At 62.6% G+C, this 25,547-nt stretch carries 24 protein-coding genes; 14 read left to right on the forward strand and 10 right to left on the reverse strand.

What is annotated here, in order from left to right; all coding sequences use genetic code 11:
• Together FG13_RS30410 and FG13_RS08280 are read left to right on the forward strand one after the other, a co-directional pair.
• Entirely contained in the window at positions 1–1,128 is a 1,128-nt protein-coding gene (locus FG13_RS30410; RefSeq protein ID WP_235211697.1) for a T6SS immunity protein Tli4 family protein, read from the forward strand.
• Between the two features lie 72 nt (positions 1,129–1,200).
• Complete coding sequence (locus FG13_RS08280; protein WP_035819999.1) at positions 1,201–1,680, forward strand: GNAT family N-acetyltransferase; 480 nt, start codon at positions 1,201–1,203, stop codon at positions 1,678–1,680.
• Positions 1,681–1,818: 138 nt separating this feature from the next.
• On the opposite strand, the gene FG13_RS08285 is transcribed toward FG13_RS08280, so the two are convergent.
• The 3 genes from FG13_RS08285 to FG13_RS08295 all read right to left on the reverse strand — a co-directional run bounded on the left by FG13_RS08285 (position 1,819) and on the right by FG13_RS08295 (position 4,481).
• Entirely contained in the window at positions 1,819–2,208 is a 390-nt protein-coding gene (locus FG13_RS08285; protein ID WP_035820000.1) for an Imm1 family immunity protein, read from the reverse strand.
• On the reverse strand, positions 2,205–3,845 hold the full coding sequence (locus FG13_RS08290; RefSeq protein WP_035820002.1) for a SulP family inorganic anion transporter: 1,641 nt from the start codon (positions 3,843–3,845) through the stop codon (positions 2,205–2,207). The genes FG13_RS08285 and FG13_RS08290 overlap by 4 nt, the downstream gene beginning before the upstream one ends.
• A gap of 66 nt (positions 3,846–3,911) precedes the next feature.
• Positions 3,912–4,481 (reverse strand): TetR/AcrR family transcriptional regulator, encoded by a 570-nt coding sequence (locus FG13_RS08295; RefSeq protein WP_035820003.1) that lies wholly within the window; start codon positions 4,479–4,481, stop codon positions 3,912–3,914.
• A 127-nt stretch (positions 4,482–4,608) separates the two neighbouring features.
• Here FG13_RS08295 and FG13_RS08300 point away from each other — a divergent pair, with 127 nt between their 5' ends.
• From FG13_RS08300 to FG13_RS08310, 3 genes are all read left to right on the forward strand, one after another.
• Positions 4,609–5,586, forward strand: a complete 978-nt coding sequence (locus FG13_RS08300; RefSeq protein WP_035820005.1) for an SDR family oxidoreductase — start codon at positions 4,609–4,611, stop codon at positions 5,584–5,586.
• A gap of 3 nt (positions 5,587–5,589) precedes the next feature.
• A complete protein-coding gene (ku, locus tag FG13_RS08305) occupies positions 5,590–6,465 on the forward strand; it encodes a non-homologous end joining protein Ku (protein WP_035820007.1) in 876 nt (291 codons plus the stop codon).
• A gap of 120 nt (positions 6,466–6,585) precedes the next feature.
• Positions 6,586–8,895: a PAS domain S-box protein gene (locus FG13_RS08310; RefSeq protein WP_161784163.1), complete on the forward strand. Its 2,310-nt coding sequence runs from the start codon at positions 6,586–6,588 to the stop codon at positions 8,893–8,895.
• On the opposite strand, the gene ligD is transcribed toward FG13_RS08310, so the two are convergent.
• Entirely contained in the window at positions 8,879–11,368 is a 2,490-nt protein-coding gene (ligD, locus tag FG13_RS08315) for a DNA ligase D (RefSeq protein ID WP_035820009.1), read from the reverse strand. The genes FG13_RS08310 and ligD overlap by 17 nt on opposite strands.
• A 213-nt stretch (positions 11,369–11,581) precedes the next feature.
• On the opposite strand from ligD, the gene FG13_RS08320 reads away from it, so the two are divergent.
• From FG13_RS08320 to FG13_RS08345, 6 genes are all read left to right on the forward strand, one after another.
• A complete protein-coding gene (locus FG13_RS08320) occupies positions 11,582–11,905 on the forward strand; it encodes a hypothetical protein (protein WP_035820011.1) in 324 nt (107 codons plus the stop codon).
• A 223-nt stretch (positions 11,906–12,128) separates the two neighbouring features.
• The gene (locus FG13_RS08325) at positions 12,129–12,518 is read left to right on the forward strand and encodes a hypothetical protein (RefSeq protein ID WP_035820013.1); all 390 of its coding nucleotides are present in this window, start codon (positions 12,129–12,131) and stop codon (positions 12,516–12,518) included.
• Between the two features lie 38 nt (positions 12,519–12,556).
• Positions 12,557–12,907 (forward strand): hypothetical protein, encoded by a 351-nt coding sequence (locus tag FG13_RS08330; RefSeq protein WP_035820015.1) that lies wholly within the window; start codon positions 12,557–12,559, stop codon positions 12,905–12,907.
• Between the two features lie 207 nt (positions 12,908–13,114).
• On the forward strand, positions 13,115–14,134 hold the full coding sequence (locus tag FG13_RS08335) for a serine hydrolase domain-containing protein (protein ID WP_081922487.1): 1,020 nt from the start codon (positions 13,115–13,117) through the stop codon (positions 14,132–14,134).
• Positions 14,135–14,249: 115 nt separating this feature from the next.
• Positions 14,250–14,591, forward strand: a complete 342-nt coding sequence (locus FG13_RS08340) for a hypothetical protein (RefSeq protein WP_035820017.1) — start codon at positions 14,250–14,252, stop codon at positions 14,589–14,591.
• A 45-nt stretch (positions 14,592–14,636) separates the two neighbouring features.
• Positions 14,637–14,891, forward strand: a complete 255-nt coding sequence (locus tag FG13_RS08345; protein ID WP_035820019.1) for a hypothetical protein — start codon at positions 14,637–14,639, stop codon at positions 14,889–14,891.
• A 61-nt stretch (positions 14,892–14,952) separates the two neighbouring features.
• Here FG13_RS08345 and FG13_RS08350 read toward each other — a convergent pair whose 3' ends face one another.
• The 6 genes from FG13_RS08350 to FG13_RS30415 form a co-directional block, all read right to left on the reverse strand.
• The gene (locus tag FG13_RS08350) at positions 14,953–15,510 is read right to left on the reverse strand and encodes a fasciclin domain-containing protein (protein ID WP_035820021.1); all 558 of its coding nucleotides are present in this window, start codon (positions 15,508–15,510) and stop codon (positions 14,953–14,955) included.
• Between the two features lie 221 nt (positions 15,511–15,731).
• A complete protein-coding gene (locus FG13_RS08355; RefSeq protein ID WP_051959583.1) occupies positions 15,732–17,177 on the reverse strand; it encodes an efflux transporter outer membrane subunit in 1,446 nt (481 codons plus the stop codon).
• 44 nt (positions 17,178–17,221) lie between these two features.
• Positions 17,222–20,422: an efflux RND transporter permease subunit gene (locus tag FG13_RS08360; protein WP_035820025.1), complete on the reverse strand. Its 3,201-nt coding sequence runs from the start codon at positions 20,420–20,422 to the stop codon at positions 17,222–17,224.
• 2 nt (positions 20,423–20,424) lie between these two features.
• A complete protein-coding gene (locus tag FG13_RS08365) occupies positions 20,425–21,669 on the reverse strand; it encodes an efflux RND transporter periplasmic adaptor subunit (RefSeq protein ID WP_035820026.1) in 1,245 nt (414 codons plus the stop codon).
• A gap of 271 nt (positions 21,670–21,940) precedes the next feature.
• A complete protein-coding gene (locus FG13_RS08370; RefSeq protein ID WP_051958765.1) occupies positions 21,941–22,801 on the reverse strand; it encodes an alpha/beta hydrolase in 861 nt (286 codons plus the stop codon).
• The gene (locus tag FG13_RS30415) at positions 22,798–22,968 is read right to left on the reverse strand and encodes a hypothetical protein (RefSeq protein ID WP_161784164.1); all 171 of its coding nucleotides are present in this window, start codon (positions 22,966–22,968) and stop codon (positions 22,798–22,800) included. Before FG13_RS30415 ends, FG13_RS08370 begins: the two co-directional genes overlap by 4 nt.
• A gap of 188 nt (positions 22,969–23,156) precedes the next feature.
• On the opposite strand from FG13_RS30415, the gene FG13_RS08375 reads away from it, so the two are divergent.
• From FG13_RS08375 to FG13_RS08385, 3 genes are read left to right on the forward strand one after another with little or no spacing between them, the layout of a single operon-like run.
• Entirely contained in the window at positions 23,157–24,119 is a 963-nt protein-coding gene (locus FG13_RS08375; RefSeq protein ID WP_035820028.1) for a LysR family transcriptional regulator, read from the forward strand.
• The gene (locus tag FG13_RS08380; protein ID WP_035820029.1) at positions 24,116–25,093 is read left to right on the forward strand and encodes a D-2-hydroxyacid dehydrogenase; all 978 of its coding nucleotides are present in this window, start codon (positions 24,116–24,118) and stop codon (positions 25,091–25,093) included. The genes FG13_RS08375 and FG13_RS08380 overlap by 4 nt, the downstream gene beginning before the upstream one ends.
• Positions 25,090–25,545: a hypothetical protein gene (locus FG13_RS08385; protein ID WP_035820031.1), complete on the forward strand. Its 456-nt coding sequence runs from the start codon at positions 25,090–25,092 to the stop codon at positions 25,543–25,545. Before FG13_RS08380 ends, FG13_RS08385 begins: the two co-directional genes overlap by 4 nt.
• Positions 25,546–25,547 lie beyond the last annotated feature (2 nt).

A 25,547-nucleotide genomic window follows, 5' to 3' on the forward strand; every position in this document is an offset into this window, starting at 1 on the left:
ATGAATAACAAGATAAAGAAAACAATTTTTCTCACGATCACAGTTATTGCGATGGGATTCCTATCCGCCTACGCGAAAAAAAATTCAGCCAAGGAGATCATAATGCCTGAAAATCTCAAACTCAGCAAACGCCTGGAAACACTATTTTTAAAAACAAAAATTGTATGCTTCGGGCGCTATGCTCTAGAGGTCCCGCAAGAAGCACAACTCATATCAGGAGGAACAACAATTCTTTCAGAAATTAAAACCATACCAGGCGGAGTGACAGAAAAAAACGAACGCATTGCAGAAGAAATTGAAAAAATAAAAAAAAATGACCCAACCTCTGAAATTACATACAATGGAAAAGGTCCAATAGAAAATAGCTGGCAACTTCAATACTATGATGGAGAATTTTCCAAAGAAGGTGGGCGTTTAATCTTCAAGACCTACATCACAAAAGGAAACCATATATTCATTCTTGACGGATCAACACGAAAAGGTGAAACAATAGCAGATTCCATAGGAAATCAAATGGTCCGCGCTAATAGCCTACGTCTGCGCGATGAAAATGAAGTTCCCAAGGAACCTGGTTATTGCGTCAAAAATGGTTTTATGAGTGACAACAAATATGATAGCCAGGAAATGGCGGATGCAGGCCTGTATTTCCCCAGCTTTCCAGACGTGACTTTTTCCATCACTGCGAATAAAAATGCATACGGCGACTATCCTCCTGCTGAATATGATGCAAAAGTACGTGGGAAATTATCATTACTTGCTCGTATCCAGGAAGCAAAAGACCAGCAAGGCAAGAACTACCCTCCTCGTACTCTGCTACGCGAGGGCAAGCGTGACGTGCAGCACTGGCATGGCGAGGAATCGTTGATACGGCGTACCGATGGCGTGCATGATTTTGAATGGACACTGGTGGGTACGCCGCGCGATATCGCCTATCCAGCGGTATTGGAGGCATCCATGTACACCAAGGTCGCCCACAACATGGTCGGCGCCGCCGAAGCCGCGTCACTGACCGACGAGGAGGCCATCGCCTTGTGGGACAAGCTGCTGTCCGGCTTGAAGTTCCGGGTGAAAGTGCCGGGTGCGCCGCCGGGTTCGTACTATATCGATCCCGACAAGCCGGCGCAGTGACAGCTGGATCAGCTCATGCTGGCGCCATGCCGGCCATTGCGCTAGCATGATCCTTTTGCCCCGAAAGCGTCCATGCCCATCACCCTGCGCCCCGCCCTGCCCCTTGACATCGACGCCCTGTGGGCTCTGCGCACGGTGGCCGTGCGCGTCGGTTGCGCCACGCATTATGCGCCGGAGCAAATTACTGTGTGGACGGCCTCGCCTGTACCGCCAGCGTATGCCGCCATGCTGGCTGCGGGTGGCGGCATCGTGGCGATGCAGGACGAGGCCATTGCCGGCTACGCCATGCTGAATGTGGATAAACATGAAGTAGACGCTGTCTTTGTCGATCCCGCGCGCGCGGGACTCGGCATCGGCAAGCGCCTGCTGGCGGCGCTGGAGCAGCTGGCGCGCGGGCGCGGCATTGCGCAGCTGCATCTGTCCGCGTCGCTGAACGCCGTGCCGTTTTACGCGGCTGCCGGCTTTACGGCTTTGCGCGAGGAGGCGTATGCGCACCCCAGCGGCATCAGCCTGGCCAGCGTGGCGATGGAAAAGCAACTGACGGTGGCCTGAGCGGTCAGTCGTCTGCCACAGCAGCTTCGGACTCGGCCAGGCGGCCAGGCATTGCTACAGTTTCGCGATCAGGCAGGTGGACGAGCCGCCCTACCAGGCGTCGAAGCGTTCTTTCTGATTATTCATATTTGCAGCATCTCAATCCGCTTCCCACGCGATGCCGGCCGGCTGCGCGCCGCCTGTCTTGAAGAATGCGATGAAAGCCTGCTGGCATAAGTCCACGTCCACGCACCACGCTTCCGGATACACATCCACCTGGCCATTGGACAGCAGGTAGCTGCATTCCCCCGCTTCCTCTTCGTCGCCCAAGGAGTGAAAGCTCAGCTCGTCCTGACCCGACAGATACATCAGCCAGGCATTGCCACCATTGCGCAGCATGCACAGGGCCGCACCCTGCTCGGCATCCGTGGCCATGGTCAGCCACAGTTCGCACTGGGCCAGCGCACGCGCGTCTAGCAGCGCCTGCTCCAGCGCGGGCACGCTATCGACCACACGTGGCTCGCCATGCAGATTCAATTCCATCGTCATGCTTTTTCTCCGTTCAAGTCATCCATGGCCAGCGCCGTGCTCAGATACAGCTTGCCGCTGAGGTCGTGCAGCAGGCTGCTCTGGCGCAAGCGGTCCATCACGGGGCCCTTCACTTCGGCCAGGTTCAGGCTGATGTCGCGCTTGCTCAGCGTGCTGTTGAGCTCGATCAAGCCCAGCAAGGCCGTGCTGTCGATCTGGTTGACGGCCGACAGCACCAGCACCAGGTGGCGCGCCGTCGGGTGGCCGCGCAACTCGTCTTCCACCCTTTCCGTGACGGCTTCGACGTTGCCGAAGAACAAGCCCGCATCGATGCGCAGCAGCAAGACCTCGGGCAGGGTTTGCGCTTCATAGCGCTCCACGTTGCGGAAGTGCTCGCTATTCGGGATACGCCCCAGCACGGCGATGTGCGGGCGGCTGGCGCGCCAGATCAGGGTGCCCATCGACAACAGCACGCCGATCACGACGCCCGCTTCCACGCCCAGCACCAGCACGCCGGCCGTGGTCGCCAGCAGCGCCAGTGCATCGCTGCGGTCGTAGCGCCACGACAGTTTCAAGGTATCCCAGTCCAGCAGGCTGGACACGGCAAAGATGATGGTAGCCGCCAGCACGGGCAGCGGCAGCAGCGCCAGCCAGCCCGTGGGCGCCACCAGCGCCATCGCCAGCAGGCCAGCCGTGATGATGCTGGCCAGGGGCGTATTCGCGCCCGCCTGGAAGTTGACGGCCGAGCGCGAAATGGAGCCCGTGACGGGGAAGCCGCCCGACAACGCGCTGGCCACGTTGGCCGCGCCCAGGCCCAGCAGTTCGCGGTTCGTATGCAGCTTTTCTCCCCGTTTTTGCGCCAGGGTCTGGGCGGCGGACATGCTCATCAGGAAGATGATGAAGGCGATCAGCAGTGCCGGCGACAGCAGGGTGCGCCAATGGGCGCCAGAGGTGGCCAGGTTCAGGCCGGGCAAGCCGCTGGGCACGTGGCCCGTCGTCTGCACGCCCATCGCTTCCAGGCCGCCATAGGCGACCAACGCGATGCCGGCCAGCACCAGCGCCATCGGCGCCAGGCGCGCACCCACGTCGGCCGCCACCTGGTTCAGGCCGCAGCGCTGCAGCAGGCGCGACAGATAGCGCTTGGCCAGCCACAGGAACAGCAGGCCGGAGAGTCCCAGCACGAGGCTGGGCGTGTGCCAGTGGGGAAGCGTCGCGCCCAGCAAGGGCGTGATCTGCCCCCAGATGATCAGGATCGCGGCGCCATTGCTGAAACCGCTGATCACGGGACGCGACAAAAAACTGGCCATGAAACCCAGGCGCAGCACGCCGCACAGCAGCAGGACGAGGCCGCTGATGAAGGCCAGCTGAGCGGCCAGCACGATATACAGCGAGGAGCCGGGATCGGCCAGCGGCGCCAGGGCGGCGGCCGTCATCAGGGAAACGATGGCCATGGGACCCACCGATTGCGTCATGCTGCTGCCGAACAAGGCGTACAGCACAGGCGGCAGGATGCTGGCGTAGATGCCCACCACGGGCGGCAAGCCCGCCACCAGGGCGTAAGCCATGCCTTGCGGCACCATCATCATGGCGACGACGATACCGGCAGTAATGTCTCCGGCCAACAGAGGACGCCGGTATTGCCTGAGCCAGAGCAGCATGGATGATCCCAAAATCTGAAAACCGAAGCCTATCATGCGACGCGGCCGGCTGACAGGGGGACGTGCTTACTCTTGCAGCAATTGCGCCTTCACGACATCGAGGATTTCCGCCGACAGGGCTTCGTCATCGACGGAACGGGCCAACACCATGGCGCCCACCATGGCGGCAAACGTGGAAATGGCCTGCTGGCGCAGCTCTTCCGGCGCGCCGTCGGGCAGCAAACCTTCCAGCAGCGCGAACTGCTGCCGCGTCGCCTTCGTAAACGCGGGACGCGCGCCGGGCGACATGCGCGCCACGTCGACGCCCATGGCCGCCGCCGGGCAACCACCGCCGGGCTGGTCGCGGTGCCGGGTGGTCAGATAGCTGCCGACGATGGCGGGCAGCGCCTGCTGCGGATCGCTGGCGACCTTTGTCCGCCAGCCTTCCAGCGATTTCTCCAGGGCATGCTGGCACGCCTCGATCATCAAGTCTTCCTTGGACGCGAAATGGCCATAGAAGCCGCCGTGCGTGAGGCCCGCGTTCTTCATCAGGTCGGCCACACCGATGCCGTCATAGCCCTTTTCGCGGAATAATCTGGCCGCCACCTCGACGATGCGCTCGCGGTTCAGCGCCGCCTGTTCCCTGCTTACCTTCATGCTGCCCTCCCATATTTATGTCAATCATCATATAACTTTGCATCCATTTGCGCCACTCTGTTAGCAAGCGCACCGTTTGATGCGGATGCCGCGTCGATACTGAACCTTCGTTTCCAGGGAGGCCAGCATGAACGAGAACAAGGACCAGTCCGCCGGTAACTTGCAGCGCAGCATCCAGCAAGAGCAGGATCAACGTGATACCGCCAAACCCGCCGAGCAGAAAAGCCAGCCACCCGTGCAGACGGGCCACCGCAGCCAGCCTGCCCCGCCCCTGCCCGCCCAGCATCTGGACAAGCCAGGCATCGAAGGGCAGATGCAGTTGCAACCACGCTTCCTGGCGCCCGACTATTGCGGCAGCGGCAAGCTGGCCGGCATGGTGGCCATCATCACGGGCGGCGATTCCGGCATCGGCCGCGCCGTGGCCGTGCTGTACGCGCGCGAAGGGGCCGATGTCGCCATCATTTACCTGAACGAACACGCGGACGCCCACGAAACCAAGCGCTATGTGGAAGCGGAAGGCCAGAGCTGCCTCTTGATTGCCGGCGACGTGCGCGACCAGGGCTTTTGCCAGGACGCCGTCAGCCAGGTGCTCGATAAATTCACGCATATCGACGTGCTGGTCAACAACGCCGCCTTCCAGGAACATGCGGAATCCTTGCTGGACCTGAGCGAGGAACGCTTCGACCTCACCATGAAAACCAATGTCTATGGTTACTTCCACATGGCCAAGGCCGTGCTGCCCCATTTGCAGCGTGGCGCGTCCATCATCAATACGGGCTCCGTGACGGGCTTGCAAGGCTCGAAGCACTTGCTCGACTATTCCACCACCAAGGGCGCCATCCATGCATTTACCATGGCGCTGGCCGGCAACTTGCTCGACAAGGGTATCCGCGTCAACGCCATCGCGCCCGGACCCGTCTGGACGCCGCTCAACCCGGCCGATAAATCGCCCGAGGACATCCAGAAATTCGGCCAGGATACGGACATGCGCCGCCCGGCCCAGCCGGAAGAACTGTCGCCCGCTTACGTCTTCCTGGCCTCGCCCGCCTGCTCCAGCTACATCAGCGGCATCGTCCTGCCCGTCACCGGCAGCGTGGGGGAATAAGCGATGGCGCGCGCACTGTGGAAAGGCGCCATCAGCTTCGGCCTTGTGCACATCCCCGTCGAGCTGATTTCCGCCAGCCTCGACCATGAACTGGACTTGTCCATGCTGGACCGGCGCGACTTCGCCCCCATCGGCTACAAGCGCTACAACAAGCAGACGGGCAAGGAAGTCGAGTGGGACGACATCATCAAGGGCTATGAATACAAGACGGACGAGTACGTGGTGCTGTCCGAGGAAGATTTACGGCAAGCCAATGTGAAGGCCACGCAAACCATCGACATACTGGCCTTCGTCGATGCGCTTGAGGTGCCGCTGACCTTTTACGAGCACCCATATTATTTGCTGCCCGCCAAGGGCGGCGAGAAAGTCTATGCCTTGCTGCGCGAGACCTTGCGCAAGGCCAATAAAGTGGGGATCGCCAGCGTGGTCATGCGCACCAAGCAGCATTTGTGCGCGCTCGTGTGCGTGGGCGACGCCATCGTGCTCAACACCCTGCGCTACGCCGATGAGCTCCGTCCCACGGATGACCTGGACTTGCCCGGCAGCAGCCTGAAGGCGGCCGGGATTTCCGACAAGGAACTCAAGATGGCCCTGTCGCTGGTCGAAGGCATGAGCGAAGCGTGGGAACCCGGGCAATATCACGACAGCTACCGCGAAGACGTGCTGGCGCTGGTCAAAAAGAAAATCAAGGCCAAACAGACCAAGACCATCACGCCGCCCGCGCCCGAACCGGCAGAAGAGCAAGACAGCAACGTCATCGATCTGGTGGCTCTGCTGCAGCAAAGCCTGGGCAAGAAAGCGCCGGCCGCCGCGCCACGCAAGCGTGCGGCCGCGTCCACCGCGCGCAAACCGGCACCCGCCAGGCGCAAGGCGGCCTGAAGTACGCTTCGCAACCAGGAGAACCTTGCATCATATAAATGAATTGACTTTGATCAAGCTTCTCGCTACGTTATGCACAGGCCTGCCGCCCGGCAAGCCCTGTCATGCGTGCGGGAAAAAATGGATGCCGAGTTAGATCAGCTTATCCTCAACGGCGCCCCTGGCGGCGTTGTCATCACGAACGAAGAGCATGCCGTCGTGCGCTGGACGGCCGGGGCGCAGCGCATTTTCGGCTATGCCAGCGACGAAGCGCTGGGCCACCAGCTGTGGGAACTGATCTCGCTGCCAGGACAGGCCGAGGCAGACCCGCAGATCGACGAGCAGCTGACCTTGCACGGCAGCTACGACCGCGAATCGCTGCGGCGACGCAAGGATGGTGAACTCATCTATGTCGACGTGGCATGCCAGGCCGCCCACGCGGCGCCGGACGGTGCCCGCTACCTGATTTCCACCATGAAGGACACGACCTTGCTGAAGGCGGCGCGCGACGCCCAGTTCGTCGACGTGCGCTACCGCGTGCTGTTCGAATCGACGCCGGACAGCGTCATCATGGTCAATGCCACGGGCGCCATCGTGCTGGCCAACCAGCAGGCGCAGCGCCTGTTCGGCTATGCGGAAGGCGAATTGAGCGGCAGGCAAATCGATAGCCTGCTGCCGCAACGCCTGCGCCATTCGCACGTGGCGCACCGCTCGCGCTATTTCGACCAGCCGCGCACGCGCACCATGGGCGCCGACCTGGAATTGCTGGGCTTGCGCAAGGACAACGTCGAGTTCCCCGTCGAAATCAGCCTGTCGCCGATCCAGACGGAGATCGGCACCTTCGTCATCAGCGCCATCCGCGACGTCAGCGACCGCCGCCGGGCCGAGCAGAAGTTCCGCGGCCTGCTCGAATCGGCGCCGGACGCCATCGTCATCGTCAACGGCGATGGCGAGATCGTGCTCGTCAATTCGCAGACGGAACGCCTGTTCGGCTACTCGCGCGCGGAGTTGCTGGGGCGCAATGTGGAAGTGCTGATCCCGGCCCGCTATGCACACGACCATCCGCACCACCGCCAGTCCTTTTCCGCGGCGCCGCGCGCCCGCTCCATGGGCGCAGGCCTGGAACTGTACGGTTTGCGCCGCGATGGCACCGAGTTTCCCGTCGAAATCAGCCTGTCGCCGCTGGAAACGGACGAAGGCGTGCTGGTCTCGTCGGCCATCCGCGACATCACGGAGCGCAAGCGCATCGAACGCACGCTCAACGAACAGAAAATCGAACTCGAGCGGGCCAGCCAGGCGAAGGACCGCTTTCTCACCAGCATGTCGCATGAATTGCGTACGCCGCTGAACGCCATCCTCGGCTTTGCCCAGCTGCTGGCCAACGAAGCCCTGCCTGCGACCGTGCCGCAAAAGCGCGCCTTCGTGCAAAACATCGTCACCTCGGGCCGTCACCTGCTTACTCTGATCAATGAAATCCTCGACCTGGCGAAGATCGAATCAGGCAGCCTGAGCCTGTCGATGGAAGCGGTGACGCTGCCCGCGCTGATCGAGGAAGTGCGCGTGATGGTGGAAGAGCAGGCGCAGCAGCGCCAGATCCTCCTCGTCTTTCCCGCCTGCGAGCCGCTGACGCTCAGGGCCGACCATACGCGTCTCAAGCAAGTGCTGCTGAACCTGCTATCAAACGCCATCAAGTACAACCGCCCTGCCGGCAAGGTGGAACTGGAAATTTCGCAGCCCGGGCCGCAACGCGTGCGCATCGCCATCCGCGACACGGGCAAGGGATTGGACGAGGCGCAACTGGCGGAACTGTTCCAGCCGTTTAACCGCCTGGGACAGGAGGCGGGCAGCGAGGAAGGCACGGGCATCGGCCTGGTCGTCACCCAGCGCCTGGTCGAGCTGATGGGCGGCAATATGGGCGTGCACAGCTGCGTCGGCGTGGGCAGCGTGTTCTGGATCGAACTCGATACCATGGCCGCGCCGCCCGCCGGGCAGACGGAAGCGGAATACCTGCCCGAGCATGCCGGCGACGCCGGGGACGAGGACGGCGGGCAGGCACTGCTGCTGTACGTGGAAGACAATCCGGCCAGCCTGCGCCTGGTGGAAGACATCGTCAGCTTCCTGCCCCACCTGCGCATGATCTCGGCCACCGACGCCCGCCAGGGCATCGCGCTGGCGCTGGAGCGCCGCCCCGATGTCATCCTGATGGACATCAACTTGCCCGGCATGAATGGCAACCAGGCGCAACGCATCCTGCGCAACGATGCGCGCACCGCGCACATCCCCGTCATCGCCCTGACGGCCAATGCCATGAAGGGCGATATCCGGCATGGCCTGGCCGCGGGCTTTTTCCGCTACCTGACCAAGCCCGTCGAGATCACCCTGCTCAACGCGGCCATCGAAGAAGCGCTGCAACTGGCGCGCGCCGTCCTGCCGTTCAAGCCGGAGGCGTAAAGGCCAGCTTTTTCATGGCAGAGTCGAGGCCTTTCGCGCTGCGCGCATAGCCATCCCACGGTGTGTTGCCAACATCGAGACGGCTGTGGACATTGCCCACATTCCACTGGTCGCCCGCCGTCAGTTCGTCGAGCTCTTCCCAGGCCAGCGGCACGGAAATGCCCAGCCCCGAACGCGTGCGGGCCGACCACGCGCACACGGTGGTGGCGCCCCGGCCATTGCGCAAATAATCGATGAAAATCTTGCCGACGCGGTTGCTCGGCCCGCTTTTCAAAACGAAGCGCTGCGGAATGAGCTGCGCCATGTGCGCCACGATGGCTTGCGAAAACGCCTTGACCGTGCCCCAATCGTGCTTGGGCCGGATCGGCACGACCACGTGCAAGCCCTTGCCGCCGCTGGTTTTCAGCCAGGCGGGCAAGCCCAGCTCCGTCAGAAAGGCGCGCAGCAGCACGGCCGCCTCGCGGATGGCGGGCCAGGCCACGCCCTTGCCCGGATCCAGGTCGAACACCAGGCGATTCGGCGTGTCGTAGGCGCGGGCCAGCGCGTTTTGCGTGTGAAATTCCACCACATTCCACTGCGCCGCCGACAGCAGCCCCTGCTGGCTGGCTACTTCCAGCATGGGCGGGTGTTCCGGGTCCAGCCGTGTATCGAGCTGTCTGACGCCGGGCATGGTCGACGTATCGGCATGCTTCTGGAAAAACAGCTCGCCACCGACGCCGGCCGGCGCGCGCACCAGCGACACGGGCCGGCCGCGCAAATGCGCGAGCATCAACTTGCCCACCAGCGCGTAATAGCACACCAGGTCGATCTTCCTGGCGCCGCTGTCCTTGTCGATCACCCGGTCCGCATGGCTGACCTTGAAACTGGCCGGCAAGACGCTGTCCGGCATGGGTTTGCTCTCCATGGTCTTCTCCCTGTCGATGTGCCGCGCCCGCTCGCGCACGATGGCGGCCGGCTGTTTATCCTCGCGCAAGCCGTGAAACACGGCGTGGCGCACGGCCCCGCCACTGGTCCATTGCGCAAAACTCACTTCGGCCACCAGCTGCGGCTGGACCCAGATAGGCTGGCGCACGCCGCCCGCCTTGCCTTCAAACGGACTCGTTTCGATGGCCAACGCGTCGAGGCGGCGCCGCAAGTCGCGCAAGGCCGCATCGTCAAAGCCGCTGCCCACATTGCCCGCATAGCGCAGCTTGCCCTGCGCATCATGCACGCCCAGCAACAGCGAACCGATTCCTTCGCGCGCGCCCTGCGGCGCCGTATAGCCGCCGATGACGAATTCCTGGCGCAAGCCGCATTTGAGCTTGATCCAGTCGCCCGAGCGGCGCGTGACGTAGGGTGAACCGCGCCGCTTGCCGATCACCCCTTCCAGTCCCAGCCGGCAGGCGTGGGCCAGCAGCCGCTGCGGTGCGGCGTCGAGCGCGTCGCTGAGGCGCACCAGGGGCGACGCGGGCAAGCTCTGCAGCAACTGTTGCAGCAGCGCCCTGCGCGCCTCGACAGGCTGGCCCCGCAGATCGTGGCCATCGAAATACGGCACGTCAAACAGGTAATACACAATCTCGCTGCTCGTTTCCGCATCGAACGCGCGCTGCAAGGCGCCGAAATCCGGGTGGCCGCCGGCGTCGTTGACGACGATTTCACCGTCATACCAGCCTGGTGGCAAGCCCAGTTTTTCCAGCGATCGCCGCAGCTTCGGCAGTTTCGCCGTCCAGTCGTTGCCATTGCGCGTCATCAAGCTGACCTGCTCGCCATCGCAACGCGCGAGGATGCGGTAGCCGTCGAATTTCACCTCGAAAATCCAGTCTTGCGCATCCGGCGGCGGCGCATCGACGAGGGTGGCCAGCTGGGGCGACAGGGTGGCGGGCAAATCGGCATCAGGCGGCGCGGCGGCCACCTTGCGCTTGGGCATGGCCTTGTGCTTGACGCTGTCGGGGAACTCGTCCACGACAGAAAACTCCGCTGCCGGACGGGCATCGTCGTCTTTTTCCTTGATCAGCAGCCAGGCAGGCTGCTTTTCGCTGCGTTTGTCGCCCTTACCCTTCATGCGCACCAGCACCCACTTGCCATGCATCTTGTGGCCATGCAAGGTGAATTTCAGTTCGCCGGCCGCCAGCGCCTTGCGCGCATCGGGCGTGGCCGGCTGGGGCTGCCACGTTCCTTTATCCCAGATGATGACCTTGCCCGCGCCATACTGTTTTTCGGGGATCGTGCCTTCAAAGCTCGCATATGCAATGGGATGGTCTTCCACCTGCACGGCCATGCGTTTGTCGCGCGGGTCGTAGCTGGGCCCTTTCGGCACGGCCCAGCTTTTCATCGTGCCATCGAGTTCCAGGCGAAAATCATAGTGCAGACGGCTGGCCCAGTGCTTCTGGATGACGAAGGTGAGCGCCTCGCCCGCTTCCTCGCCGCCCTCCGCAGGCTCGGGCGTGACGGCGAAATTGCGCTTGGCTTGATAGGTTTTCAAGGCGGCTTTCATGGCGGACCCATGCGGTAACGATGGCCTTGAGTCTAGGCCGCTGCGGCCCCTGGCGCGGTACGCCAGCTAACAGAGTGCCTGCCCCGGCAAATGTAAGTGTTTGTAATTAGATCGAATCGCTGTCAACGCTATTGCCGTACGGCGCGTTTTTGCCTCAGTGACAGGGGAAATACATCTCCTGAACTACAACCCCACTTCTCGAGGAACTGCATCATGAAAAAACGCATTGTCAACCTGACTGCTACTCTGATCGCCGGCTTGTTCGCTACCGCAGCCTTTGCTCAAACGCCAGCCGCGCCTGTCAAGGCCGAAGCCAAGCACACCAAGGAAGTGGCCAAAGCGGAAGCCAAGGAAACCAAGGCCGTAGTCAAAGCCGATGTCAAGGAAGCCGCCGTCGTCGCCGATGCGAAAGCCGATGTCGCCAGCGCCAAGGCCGACGCCAAAGTCACCAAAGCCAAGGCCCATCACAAAGCCACCAAGGCCAAGGCAAAAGCCGCCGAAGACAAGGCAGAAGCGACCCCAGCAGCAGTCAAATAATCCCCCAGCGCGTTTTTTGCGCCACACAAAAAAGACAGCTTCGGCTGTCTTTTTTGCATTTTCACGCTTTCTTCTTTCATTAACGTCGCTTAAATCACATGATTGTAAGAAAGTGTAAACAAGGTCAACCGTAACCTTCCGGGCCGCGTTTTCTGCTCAGTGACACGGGAATCATCCCGCCACCAACAGACATACCAGACAAACCACCACTGAGGACTGCACCATGAAAAAAAGCATTTTCAACCTGAGCGCTACCCTGATCGCCGGCCTGTTCGCAACTGCAGCCTTCGCCCAAACCCCGGCAGCACCTGCGGCCGCTCCGGCAGCTCCAGTACCGGCGAAAGTGGAAGCGGCCCACACCAAGGCCGTCGTGAAAGCGGACGCCAAGGAAGCGCAAGCCGTCGTCAAAGCCGATGCCAAAGAAGCGAAAGCAGTCGTTGCCGCCAAAACGGACGTCGCCAGCGCCAAAGCGGAAGCGGCCACTACGAAAGCCAAGGCACACCACAAAGCCAAGCACACCAAGGCCAAGGCCGATGCAAAACTGGCCTCGGCCACCGCTGCAGCATCTACACCTGCTCCAGCACCGGTAGCGGCACCAGCCGCAGCCAAGTAATCCCCCACACCATCCCTTACCACTCGCCAGGAACTACAATGAAAAAAGTTATCGCCACCCTCATCGCCGGCCTGTTCGCTACCGCTGCCTTCGCTCAAACCCCTGCCGCTCCGGCAGCATCAGCAGCATCGGCAGCATCGGCTCCTGCCAAAGCGGAAGCGGCCCACACGAAAGCCGTGGCCAAGGCTGAAGCCAAGGAAACCAAGGCTGTCGTGAAAGCCGACGCGAAAGAAGCAGTTGCCGCCGCCGATGCGAAAGCCGATGTCGCCAGCGCCAAGGCCGACGCCAAAGCCACCAAGGCCAAGGCACATCACAAGGCGACCAAGGCCAAGGTGAAAGCGGATGCAGCCAAAGCAGACGCGGCAGTTGCTGCCACGCCGGCAAAGTAAGCCCGAACAACGTCACGCGAGCGCGTCCGCCGGGTCTGCGCTAGCGTGACCACGTCGAGTACCAGGGACAGCTTCGGCTGTCCTTTTTGCATGGTGCTCTTCCACCGCGCCTTCATGCAAACTTCATCGAACAGGCCAGCTTGCACGCGACAAAACGAAGCACATGAGGGACACTGGCACTCCGACCATCGCCGCGAAGCCTATCCCATGCGCCACCTGCCCTTGCTCCTGATTACCGCCCTGTGCCTGCCTTGCGCGGCCAGCGCCCAAGACACCCCCGCCACCGTCGCGCACGTCCTGCAAGCCCAGGACGGCGACAGCCATGGCGACTTGCGCGCCGTCGTCGTGCTGCGCGATGGCGCCGTCGTGGCCGAGCGCTATTACAACGGCGAGACGGCCGATACCCTGCACGACATCCGCTCGGCCGGCAAGAGCATCACCGCCCTGCTGGTGGGCGCGGCCGTGGCGCGCGGCCAGCTGGCGACAACAAAAACGGTGGGCGACTACTGGCCCGAAGTCGCCGGCAGCCCGGCGGGCAAAGTGCTCCTCGACGACTTGCTGACCATGCGCTCGGGCCTGGCCGCCTTCGATGAAGACGAGCAGTCGCCGGGCAATGAAGACAAGCTCGATGAAGCGTCCGACCCCGCCGCCTTCGTGCGCGGCGTGCCGGCTGCAACAAAGCCGGGCAGCATCTACCGCTACAACTCGCTGGGGTCGTACGTCGCCGGACGCGTGGTGGAAAACGCCAGCGGCGCCGACCTGGAAGATGTCGCCGCCAAGGCGCTGTTCGCGCCACTGGGCATCACGCGCTGGAGCTGGGGCCGCGACGTGGCCAACCATCCGAAGGGACAGGGCAATCTGTCGCTGCGCGCGCGTGACACGGCGAAAATCGGCCAGATGGTGCTTGACGACGGCGTAGTTGACGGCAAGACGGTGATCGACAGTGCCTGGATCAAGGCCGCGCTGGCGCCGCGCGTGGCCATCGGCGCCGTGGACCGCTATGCCGACAGCTACGGCTATTTCTGGTATGCGAAGACGCAGGACATCGCAGGACAAAAGATCGCCGTGCATTTCGCTTCGGGCAATGGCGGCAACAAAATCTACGTGATACCCGCGCGCCGCATGGTGGTCAGCATCGCCTCCAGCGCGTATGGCAAGCCTTATGGACAGCGCCGTTCGGAAGACATCCTGAAGGCGATTCTGAAAGCGGATGCCACGCAGATGTAAGCGTTTGTAATGACCGTCAACGCATGCGTCCGGGGGCGCGTTTTATGCTCAGTGATACGGGAATCATCCCGGCACCAACAGACATACCAGACAAACCACCACTGAGGACTGCACCATGAAAAAAGTAATTGCTACCCTGATCGCCGGCCTGTTCGCAACCGCAGCCTTCGCCCAAACCCCGGCAGCACCTGCGGCAGCTTCGGTACCCGCCAAAGTGGAAGCGGCCCACACCAAGGCCGTCGTGAAAGCGGACGCCAAGGAAGCGCAAGCCGTCGTCAAAGCGGATGCCAAAGAAGCGAAAGCAGTCGTCGCCGCGAAAACGGAAGTGGCCAGCGCCAAAGCGGAAGCGGCCACCACGAAAGCCAAGGCACATCACAAGGCCAAGAAAACCAAGGCCAAGGCTGACGAAAAGCTGGCATCGGCCACCGCTGAAGCCGCACCTGCAGCAGCCAAGTAATTCACTCTCATTGCATCAACCCGAAAAAACACCAAGGATCTCATCATGAAAAAAGTCATCGCCACCCTGATCGCCAGCCTGTTCGCCACCGCCGCTTTCGCCCAGACGCCTGCCGCTCCTGCCGCCACGCCAGCAACGCCTGCCGTCGCAGCGACACCGGCAGCCAAGGCCGAAGCGCCGGCAGCCGCCGTCAAGCCAGCGGCGCACAAGAAAGCCAAGCATCACAAGGCGAAGAAAGCCGCTCCTGCAGAAAAAGCCGCACCGGCCACACCTGCAGAACCAGCAACGCCAGCCAAGTAATCACGGCGGCATACATGAAAAAGACAGGGTTTTCCCTGTCTTTTTTTTCGTCCGTGTTCGCTTATTTTGGCATCAGCACCGAGTCGATCACATTGATCACGCCATTCGACTGGTACACGTCATAGGTACTGATGTTGGCGCTGTTGCCGCCCTCGTCCATCACCACGATGTTGTGCATGCCGTTCATGGCGAACATCAGCTTGCCGCCGCTGGCCGTGGGCAAGGTGGCTTTACCATCGTGCATCTTGATTTCCCTGGCCAGCGCCTTGAAGTCGTATTTGCCGGGCACCACGTGGTAGGTGAGGATTTTCGTCAGGGTCGCCTTGTTTTCCGGCTTGACCAGGGTCTCGACGGTGCCGGCCGGCAGCTTGCCGAAGGCCGCATTCGTCGGCGCGAACACGGTAAATGGGCCCTTGCCTTTCAGGGTATCGACCAGGCCGGCCGCCTTGACGGCAGCGACCAGTGTCGTGTGGTCGGCCGAATTGACGGCGTTGTCAACGATGTCCTTGGACGGATACATGCTCTGGCCACCGACCATGGTCGCCATGTCGGCGGCAAACGGGGCGCTGGCGGCCAGCATGGATGTGATGAACAGTGCTGCGGGAACGAAGGTGCGCATGATGGTATCTCCTGGATGACGGCGTTTGCGTGATTGCAGGAGTATTTACGTGGTGGGTCGGGGATTGGATTCAATTTATTTTTTTGGTCTGGCCTTGATTGAGGACGCGGGTGGTGTCGGCTTACGCGCTATGCGCTAAGCCGACCTACGCAAGCATAAAAAAACGGCGCCGTGCAAAGCACGACGCCGTTTTCGACAGGCTTATCGCCGAAGGCAGGAAACTAGTTGGCCGCGACCTGTGGCTCCGTTTCGCCCCAGCCGCCGCCCAGGGCGCGGATCAGCGCCACCGTGGTGACGGCGCGGTTGCCGCGCAGCTGCACGGCATTACGCTCGATGGCCGCCAGGTTGCGCTGCGCGTCGAGCAGGTCCAGATAGCTGGAACGGCCCGCATCGTACAGCTTTTGCGCCAGGTCGGCCGAGCGGCGCGCCGAGACGACGGCTTCGTCGATCTGCTGCGTCTGGCCAGACAGGATGCGCAAGCCGGCCAGGTTGTCTTCCACCTCGGCGAAGGCCACCAGCACGCTCTGGCGATACGTCGCCACCGATTCTTCCAACTGCGCTTCGCTGCGGCTCACGGCTGCCTTGTTGCGGCCACCGTCGATGATCGGCATCGACATCAAAGCGCCCAGCAGCCAGGAGCGGCTGCTCCACTTGAAGATGTCCGAGAAGGTATCGGATGCGCCGCCGCCGGAAGCATTCAGGCTCAAGGCAGGGAACATGGCCGATTTCGCCACGCCGATGCGCGCATTCGACGCTTCCATGGTGCGCTGCGCCGACGCGATGTCGGGACGGCGCTCCAGCAGGGACGACGGCATGCCGGCCGGAATCACAGGCAGGAAGCCGCTATCCTGCAGCGGGTTAACGGTCGCCGTGAAGCTGGCGGCAGGTTTACCCAGCAGGACGGCCAGCGCATGCTCGCTGGTGGCGCGCTGGCGCTGCAGGCCGATGGCTTCGGCGCGCGTGGTCGACAGCTCCGTGCGGGCACGCGACAGATCGAACTCGCCGATGTCGCCCAGGTCATAGCGGCGCTGGTTCACATGCACGCTTTCCTCGCGCAGGCGCACCGTCTGTTCCAGTGTCGCCAGTTCGGCATCCGTGGCGCGCAGCTGGAAGTACGTTTGCGCCACATCGGCCTGCAAGGACAGCAGCACCGAGCGGTAAGTCGCTTCCACGGCCAGCGCATCGCTGCGCGAGGCGCTGACGTTAGCTGCCACCCTGCCGAACAGATCGACTTCGTAGCTGGCCGTCAGGTTGGCCTGGTAGACGTTGGTCGCCGCCACCGGCGCGCCGTTCGGCAAGCCGAGCGACACGGCGGAAGCGCGGTTGCGCTGGCCGCCCACGTTCACGCCCACTTGCGGGATGCGGTCCGCTTCGGCGATGCCGGCAATCGCCCTCGCCTGCTTGACGCGGGCGGCGGCGACGGCCAGGTTGGCATTGGCTTGCGTGGCTTCGTTGATCAAGCCAGTCAAAGCCGGATCATTGAAGGTCAGCCACCACTCGCCGCGCGCCTGGCGCTCGGCAGGTACGCCCTGTTTCCAGCGCGTGCCATCGGCTGCCGTCTGCACGGCAGGCAAGGTTTGCGCTTCCTTGAACGCGGCCGGCGTCTCGATCTGCGGCTGCTTGAACTCCGGCGCCGCGCAGGCGGCCAGCAGGACTGCGGCGGCCATGGCGCTCAAGACGGGCTTGACGCGCCAGATGATTTCCTTGGTTTTCAATATATATCTCCTTCCAGGTCCAGCGCTGGCGCGGCGACAGGCTTGGCGGCAGCGGTGGCTGGTTTTTTCTCAAAACGCTGCGCCAGGGTGCGCAGCAGAACGTAGAACACGGGCGTCAGGAACAGGCCGAAGAAAGTCACGCCCAGCATGCCTGCGAAGACCGCCACGCCCATCGCATGGCGCATTTCCGAACCGGCGCCGTTCGAGAACACCAGAGGCACCACGCCCATGATGAAGGCGATCGACGTCATCAGAATCGGACGCAGACGCAGACGGCACGCTTCCAGCGCCGCTTGCACGACGGTACGGCCATGCTCTTCCAGTTCGCGGGCAAATTCCACGATCAGAATCGCATTCTTCGACGCCAGCCCCACCAGCACGAACAGCGCGATCTGGGTAAACACGTTGTTGTCGCCGCCGGTCAGTTTCACGCCCAACAGCGCGCAGAGGATCGACATCGGCACGATCAGAATCACGGCCAGCGGCAATGTCCAGCTTTCGTACTGGGCGGCGAGCACCAGGAACACCAGCAGCACGCACAGCGGGAAGACATAGATCATCGTATTGCCGGACAAGATGTCCTGGTAGGTCAGCTCCGTCCATTCATACGAAATCCCCTGCGGCAGCACTTCCTTGGCGATGCGTTCCAGCGCCGCTTGCGCCTGGCCGCTCGATACGCCAGGGGCTGCACCGCCATTGAAGTCGGCTGCGGCATACGCGTTGTAGCGCTGCACGCGGTCCGGGCCATAGCTGTCCTTGACGCGCATCAGCGACGACAGCGGGATCATCTCGCCCTTGTCATTGCGTACCTTCAGTTGCGCGATATCCTGCGCATGCGAACGGAACGCCGCATCGGCCTGCACGCGCACCTGGTAGGTACGGCCAAACTGATTGAAGTCGTTGACGTACAGCGAACCGAGGTTGATCTGCAAGGTCTGGTAAATCGTTTGCAGCTGCACGCCCATCTGCTTGGCTTTCACGCGGTCGACGTCGGCGAACAGCTGCGGCACGTTGATCTGGTAGCCCGAGAACACGCCCGCCAGTTCCGGTGTCTGGTACGCTTTCGCGGCCAGTGCCTGGGTGGCGTTGTACAGCGCGTCGTAACCGAGGTTGCCGCGGTCTTCGATCATCATCTTGAAGCCGCCGATGGTGCCGAGGCCGTTGACCGGCGGTGGCGGGAAGACCATGATGAAGGCGTCCTGGATACCGCCCAGGCGCTTGTTGATCTCGGCCGCGATGGCGCCGCCCGACAATTCCTTGCTGGTACGCTCGTCAAACGGTTTCAGGGTGGCGAAGACGATACCGGCGTTCGGCGCATTGGTAAAGTCGTTGATCGACAGGCCGGGGAAGGCGATGGTCGATTCGACGCCAGGCACCGACTTGATGACGTCGGACATGCGGCGCACGACATCTTCCGTGCGGTCCAGCGAGGCGGCGTCAGGCAATTGCGCAAAGCCCACCAGGTATTGCTTGTCCTGCGCTGGCACGAAACCGGCCGGCACGGACTTGAAGGTGAAGATGGCGGCAACGACCAGCAGCGCATACACGCCCAGCGAAGCGCTCTTGCGGCCCAACACGCCTTTTACGCCAGCCTCATAGCGGTGCGAAGCGCGGCCGAAGAAGCGGTTGAACCAGGCGAAGAAGCGGCCGAAGACCATGTCCATGCCGCGCGTCAGTGCGTCTTTCGGCGCATCGTGCGGTTTGAGCAGCGCGGCCGACAGGGCTGGCGCCAGGGTCAGCGAGCTGAAAGCGGAGATCACGGTCGAAATGGCGATGGTCAGCGCGAACTGGCGATAGAACTCGCCCGACAAACCTGGCACGAAGGCGATCGGCACGAACACGGCGCACAGCACCAGGGCGATGGCGACGATAGGACCGCTGACCTCTTTCATGGCCTGGATGGTGGCGTCGCGCGGCGACAAGCCTTCCTCGATATTGCGCTCGACGTTTTCCACCACCACGATGGCGTCATCGACGACGATACCGATGGCCAGCACGAGGCCGAACAGCGACAGCGTGTTGATCGAGAAGCCAAAGCCCAGCATCACGGCAAAGGTGCCGACGATGGAGACGGGAACGGCCAGCAGCGGAATGATCGATGCGCGCCAGGTTTGCAGGAAGATGATCACCACCAGCACCACCAGGGCGATCGCTTCGAGCAGGGTATGGATCACGGCTTCGATGGACGAACGCACGAACTGCGTCGGGTCGTACTCGATGCGGTATTCCACGCCTTGCGGGAAGTCTTTTTTCAGTTCGTCCATCTTGGAGCGCACGTCGGAAGACAGTTGCAGCGCGTTGGCGTTCGGCGCTTCGAAAATACCCATGCCGACGGCCGGATTATTGTTCAGCAGCGAACGCAGCGAGTAGCTGTTGGCGCCCATTTCCACGCGCGCCACGTCCTTCAGGTGCGTCACGGCGCCGTCGGCATTCGTGCGCACGATGATGGCGCCAAATTCCTCGGGCGTCTGCAGACGGCCCTGGGTATTGACGGTCAGCTGGAAGTCCGAGTTCTTCGCTGGCGAGGCGCCGATCACACCGGCGGCCACCTGCACGTTCTGCTCGCGGATCGCGTCGACGACGTCATTGGCCGTCATGCCGCGCGCCGCCACCTTTTGCGGATCGAGCCAGATGCGCATGGCGTAGTCGCCGGCGCCGAAGATCTGGATGTCGCCCATGCCGGGCAAACGGGCCAGCTGGTCCTTGACGTTCAGCACCGCGTAGTTACGCAGGTACATGTCGTCATAGCGCTTGTTTGGCGAGACCAGGTGCACCACCATGGTCAGATTCGGCGACGATTTCACCGTCGTCACGCCGATCTGGCGCACTTCCTCGGGCAGGCGCGGCAAGGCGCGCTGCACGCGGTTCTGCACCTGCGTTTCAGCCTGCTCGACGTTGGTGCCGATCTTGAAGGTCACGGTCAGCATCATCGCGCCATCGGACGTGTTTTGCGAGGACATGTAGAGCATGTTCTCGACACCGTTGATCTGCTCTTCGAGCGGCGCGGCCACGGTTTCGGCGATCACTTTCGGGTTGGCGCCCGGGTATTGCGCGCGCACCACCACGGATGGCGGCACGACGTCGGGATATTCGGAAATGGGCAGGCCGAAAATCGACAGCAGCCCGGCCACGAATATGACGATCGACAGCACCGCCGCGAAAATCGGCTTGTCGATGAAAAAGCGGGAAAAGTTCATGTTTATTCCTTGGAAGTCGATGCTGCTTTCGCGGCGATCTTGGCGTCTTTTGCTTCAGGTTTTGCGGGAGCGGCAGGCGCGGTCGGATCGAAATCCATGGCCACCATCTGCGGCGTCACCGGGGCGCCGGGGCGCACGCGCTGCAAGCCGTTGACGACGATCTTCTCGCCCGCTTTCAAGCCTTCGCGCACCACGCGCAAGCCGTCCGAGGTCGGGCCCAGCTTGACGGCGCGGTATTCGGCCTTGTTGTCGGCGCCCACCACGTAGACGTATTTGCGGCTCTGATCCGTGCCGACGGCGCGGTCGCTGATCAGCAGCGCCGTGCTTTGCGCCTGCGGGCCGTTGCCGCCGTCGAGCTGGATGCGCGCGAACAGGCCAGGCACCAGCTGGCGCTCGGCGTTGGCGAAGGTGGCGCGCATGCGCACGCTGCCAGTGGCCGGGTCGAGCTGGTTGTCGACGAATTCGAGCTTGCCTTCGTGCGGGAAACCCGTTTCGTTGGCCAGGCCGACCTTGACGGTGACGGGCGTGCCCTTTTGCGCCGTGCCGGCCACGCGCAGATACGTATCTTCATCGCCGTCGAAGCTGGCGTAGATGCGGTCCGTCGACACCACGGAAGTGAGGATGGCGGAAGCGTCGATCAGGTTGCCGACGGTGATTTCCGCCTTGCTGACGCGGCCGCTGATCGGCGCCTGCACCTGCGTGTACGACAGGTTCAGCCTGGCCGCTTCATACGCGGCTTGCGCCGAGCGTGCATTCGCGTCCAGCTCTTTCAGGCCCGACGCTTTTTCGTCGAATTCGCGCTGGGCGATGGCTTTTTCAGCCAGCAGCTTTTCAGCGCGCGACAGTTCCAGCTTGGCCAGTTCCGCCTTGGCGCGGGCCGAGGCCGCCGTGCCTTCGGCGCGCGACACTTCAGCCTGGAATGGGCGCGGATCGATGACGAACAGCACGTCGCCCTTTTTCACTTCGCTGCCCGGCTTGAAGTTGACGGCGGTAATGAAGCCGCCGACTCTCGAGCGGATTTCCACGCGCTCGATCGCTTCCAGGCGGCCCGAGAATTCCTGCGTTTCCGTGATCTGTTTTTCAACGACGGCGGCGGCCGAGATGGGCGGGCCGCCGGCCGCTGGCGCGTCGGGCACCTTGCTATTGGCCGAATCGCAGCCAGCCAGGCTCACGGCCACCAGTCCGGCCAGCGCGAGCGAGGCAGCCAGGGGCTTCAGCAGAGTGGAAAATTGTTGAACGTTTTTCATTTTATTTCCCTGTTTTATGAAAATTTCTAATGGTATGGGCGGCAGGAAGCAACCCAACTGAAAAAGTGAATGGTGGTGCCATGGCGCCCGACGGCGCTCGATCAAAGGTAAACAGGCCGCCAGCTGTTTAAAAGCGGACGGGGACGACAAAGCTGGCTGTGCGAGCGCACAACTCAGGCAAGATGGGAACTACACTGCATAGTGTAGCAACCGAAACTCAAAAAGTAAACTGATTAGTGTAAGTTTTTTTGCGGTGCCGCGGATGGCGGCGTCATGACTCGGGCTCCTGCCCCAGTCCAGCGACAAAGCTGGCGATTTCACTCAATACCTGCACCTTGCAGGCGCACTCGTTGCGGGCGGTAGCGTCTTGCAGCGGCGCGGCGGCCATGCGCCGCACGGTGGTCTTGATGCCGCAGGCGATCAGTTTGCTGCCGTATTGTTCAGCCTCGTCGCGCAATGGGTCGTCTTCACTGGACAGGATGAGCGCCGGCGGCAGGTTCTTCAGGCGGCTCGACTGCAATGGCGACGCGTACGGATGGGTACGGTCAGCGGCATTCGGCAGGTAGCCGCGGTAGGCGGCGGCGCACTGGTCCGCCACTTCCGCCAGGTCAGGACAGGTCGGCAAGTTGCGCATCGAGCAGGTCGACAGGCCGGGGTCGAGCATGGGCATGATCAGCACCTGGCCCGCGAGGGGCGGTCCGCCCCGGTCGCGCGACATCATGGCGCACACGGCGGCCAGGTTGGCGCCCGCTTCAATGCCCGACACCACCATCTGCTTGCCCGTCCAGCCCAGCTTGGACTTGTTCTTTTTTGCCCACAGCAGCACGGCATGCGCGTCTTCCACGGCGGCAGGGAATGGCCGCACCTTCGCCAAGGTGTAGTTCGCGGCCAGCACCACGTGGTCGGGGTTGCTCAGCACGAGGCAGCGCAGGAAGTCGTCCGCGTCGTCCAGGTCGCCGGCGACAAAGCCGCCGCCATGGAAGAAGACGATCAAGCTCGACTGCCTGGCGCCCGGCACGCCGGCCGTGTAGACACGCGCGCCGAGCGCATCCTGCGCGCCCTGCACCTGAATGTCGCGTATCTTCAGCGCCTGGCCAGGTGCCAGTTCGGCCGCGGTGTCGGCAACGCTCATTGCGCCACCACCGGCTGCACCGCAACATCGAGTACCGTGTCGTTCAGGCACAACAGGGCGGCGCCGCCCACTTCATGGGTCAGGGCGCTATACCCGCTGGCTTCGCTTTGCGCCGCCATCGAGTATGCATCCGTCGATACCATCGCGGCCAGAGCGAGCGAGCTCATAGCGAGAGCGAGCACTGCAAAGATTCCATTCCGATGACCCATGATCTCTCCTGTTGTACTGCCTGCGGCATCACATTTATGCTGCAGTACAACAACTATAGACTTGATCTACAATCTGATAAAGAGTGCAATGACGAATTGATTGTTCAGGATTCTGAATAATCACGAATAAAGTGATAGGAATTCAAGTGAACAAGCTGCAAGCCATGGAAGTTTTCATCCAAGTCGTCGATGCGGGCGGCTTTACGCGCGCGGCGGAAAACATGCAGCTGCCGAAAGCCACCGTGTCGACCCTGATCCAGTCGCTGGAAGCGAGCCTGTCGGTCAAGTTGCTCAACCGCACCACGCGCCACGTCAGCATCACGTCCGACGGCGCCGCCTATTACGAACGCTGCGTGCGCATCCTGTCCGACGTGCGCGAGGCCGAGGAATCGCTGTCGCGCACGCGATTGAGCCCCAGCGGACGGCTGCGCGTGGATGCGCCCACGGCCCTGGCCAGCGAACTGATCATCCCTGCCCTGCCCGATTTTTTTGCCCGCTACCCGGACATTTCGCTGGAACTCGGTTGCAGCGACCGTCCCGTCGACCTGATCGAGGAAGGCGTCGACTGCGCCGTGCGCGGCGGCGAATTGGGCGACCTGAACCTGATCGCGCGCCGGGTCGGCGTGCTGCATTTCATGACCTGCGCCTCGCCCGGCTACCTGGCGCACCACGGCACGCCGCTGCATCCGGACGACCTGTCCCGCCACCGGGGCGTGAATTTTTTCTCCGCCAAGACCGGCAAAACGTTTGACTGGGATTTCACGCGCGCCGGCGAACGCATCCAGGTTGCCATGCCCAGCCATATCGCCCTGAACGATTCAAATGCCTACTCGGCCGCCGGCCTGGCGGGCCTGGGCATCGTGCAAATGACGCATTTCATGCTTGCGCCGCTGATAGAACAGGGCAAAATGGTGGAATTGCTTGGCGAATGGGAATCCGACCCGCTGCCCATCCACGTGATCTATCCGCCGAACCGCCATCTGTCCGCCAAGGTGCGCGTGTTTGTCGAATGGGTCGCCGATATGTTTACCAATCACCCGGCCACGCAGCTCAAGGGCAGAAACACCAGCCCGAGCCCGCGTGCCACCCTGACCGAGGCCCAGCCATGACAGCAGCAAGCACATCGCCGCATCCGCACCGCATCGTCTTTCTCGACCGCGACAGCCTGATCGCCAACGTGCGTCCGCCCGCCTTCGCGCACAGCTGGGAAGAGCATGCGCACACCAGGGGCAGCGAACAGACGGTGGCTCGCCTGCAAGGCGCCAGCATCGCCATCACGAACAAGGTGCCGCTGCGCGCAGCCGAGCTGGCGCAATTGCCCAGGCTCCAGATGATCGCCGTGGCCGCCACCGGCACGGATATTGTCGACCTGGCCGCCTGCCGCGAGCGGGGCATCGTCGTGGCGAATATCCGCGACTATGCGCGCGCCACCGTGCCCGAACACACCCTGGCCCTGATGCTGGCCCTGCGCCGCCAGCTGGTGGCCTACCGCGCGGACGTGGAAGCGGGCCTGTGGCAGGCGTCGGAACGCTTCTGCCTGTTCGGCCACCCGATCCGCGACCTGGCCGGCAGCCGTTTGGGTTTGCTCGGCTACGGCGCGCTGGGCAAGTCCGTGGCACAGCTGGGACGCGCCTTCGGCATGCAAGTGCAAGTCCACAACCGTTCACCTGTCGATGAGGACGGCGTGACGCAAGTGAGTTTTGACGAATTGCTGGCCACGTCCGACGTGCTCAGCCTGCACCTGCCCTTGACGGACACCACGCGCAACATCATCGGAGAAAAAGAGCTGGCGCGCATGCAGCCGACGTCGCTGTTGATCAACACGGCGCGGGGCGGCCTCGTCGATGAAGCGGCGCTGGCCGATGCATTGACGAACGGCGTGATCGCCGGCGCCGGTTTCGACGTGCTCTCGAAGGAGCCGCCGCTGCCCGACAACCCGTTGTTGAACTTACGCCTGCCCAACTTCATCCTCACGCCGCACACGGCCTGGGCCAGCGGCGAGGCCATGCAAAAGCTGGCGGACATCCTGATCGGCAACGTGGAAGCGTTCGAACGCGGTGCGCCCACGAACGTGGTGGCATGAGCGTCTTGCAGGAACTCGATGAACTGCTGTGCGGCGACGACGAGGACTACGACCGCCTCGACCTGTTTCAGGAAGCAGACGAGCTGATCGGTCAGCTGCGGATGGACCACGTGCCGGCACTGCTGCAACTGTGGCAGCAGCGCGGCCTGAGCTGGCAGCAACGGTTCACACAAGCCAGCACCAGCATCGACGGCGCCTTGCTGCGCGCCTTGCTGGCCGGTTTGCTGCAGATCAAGGAGACGCCGTACGGCGTGTTCGAACTGATGTCGCGCCTGCCTGCGACAGCCGACGCCTCCCCGCTTAGCGACGCCCTGCTCGATTACGCCGGGCAAGCCTGGCATGCGGACCCGGCGCGGCAGCGGCAAATCCAGATCAGTTGCTGGAGTTGCGGGCTGTCGGGCCGATTATTGAAACGGCTCGGTTTGGCGTCCTGGAAGGAAGCGGGACTGTAGTT

Origin of the sequence: Janthinobacterium sp. RA13 (assembly GCF_000745325.1) — a bacterium.
GTDB lineage: Bacteria > Pseudomonadota > Gammaproteobacteria > Burkholderiales > Burkholderiaceae_D > Janthinobacterium > Janthinobacterium rivuli.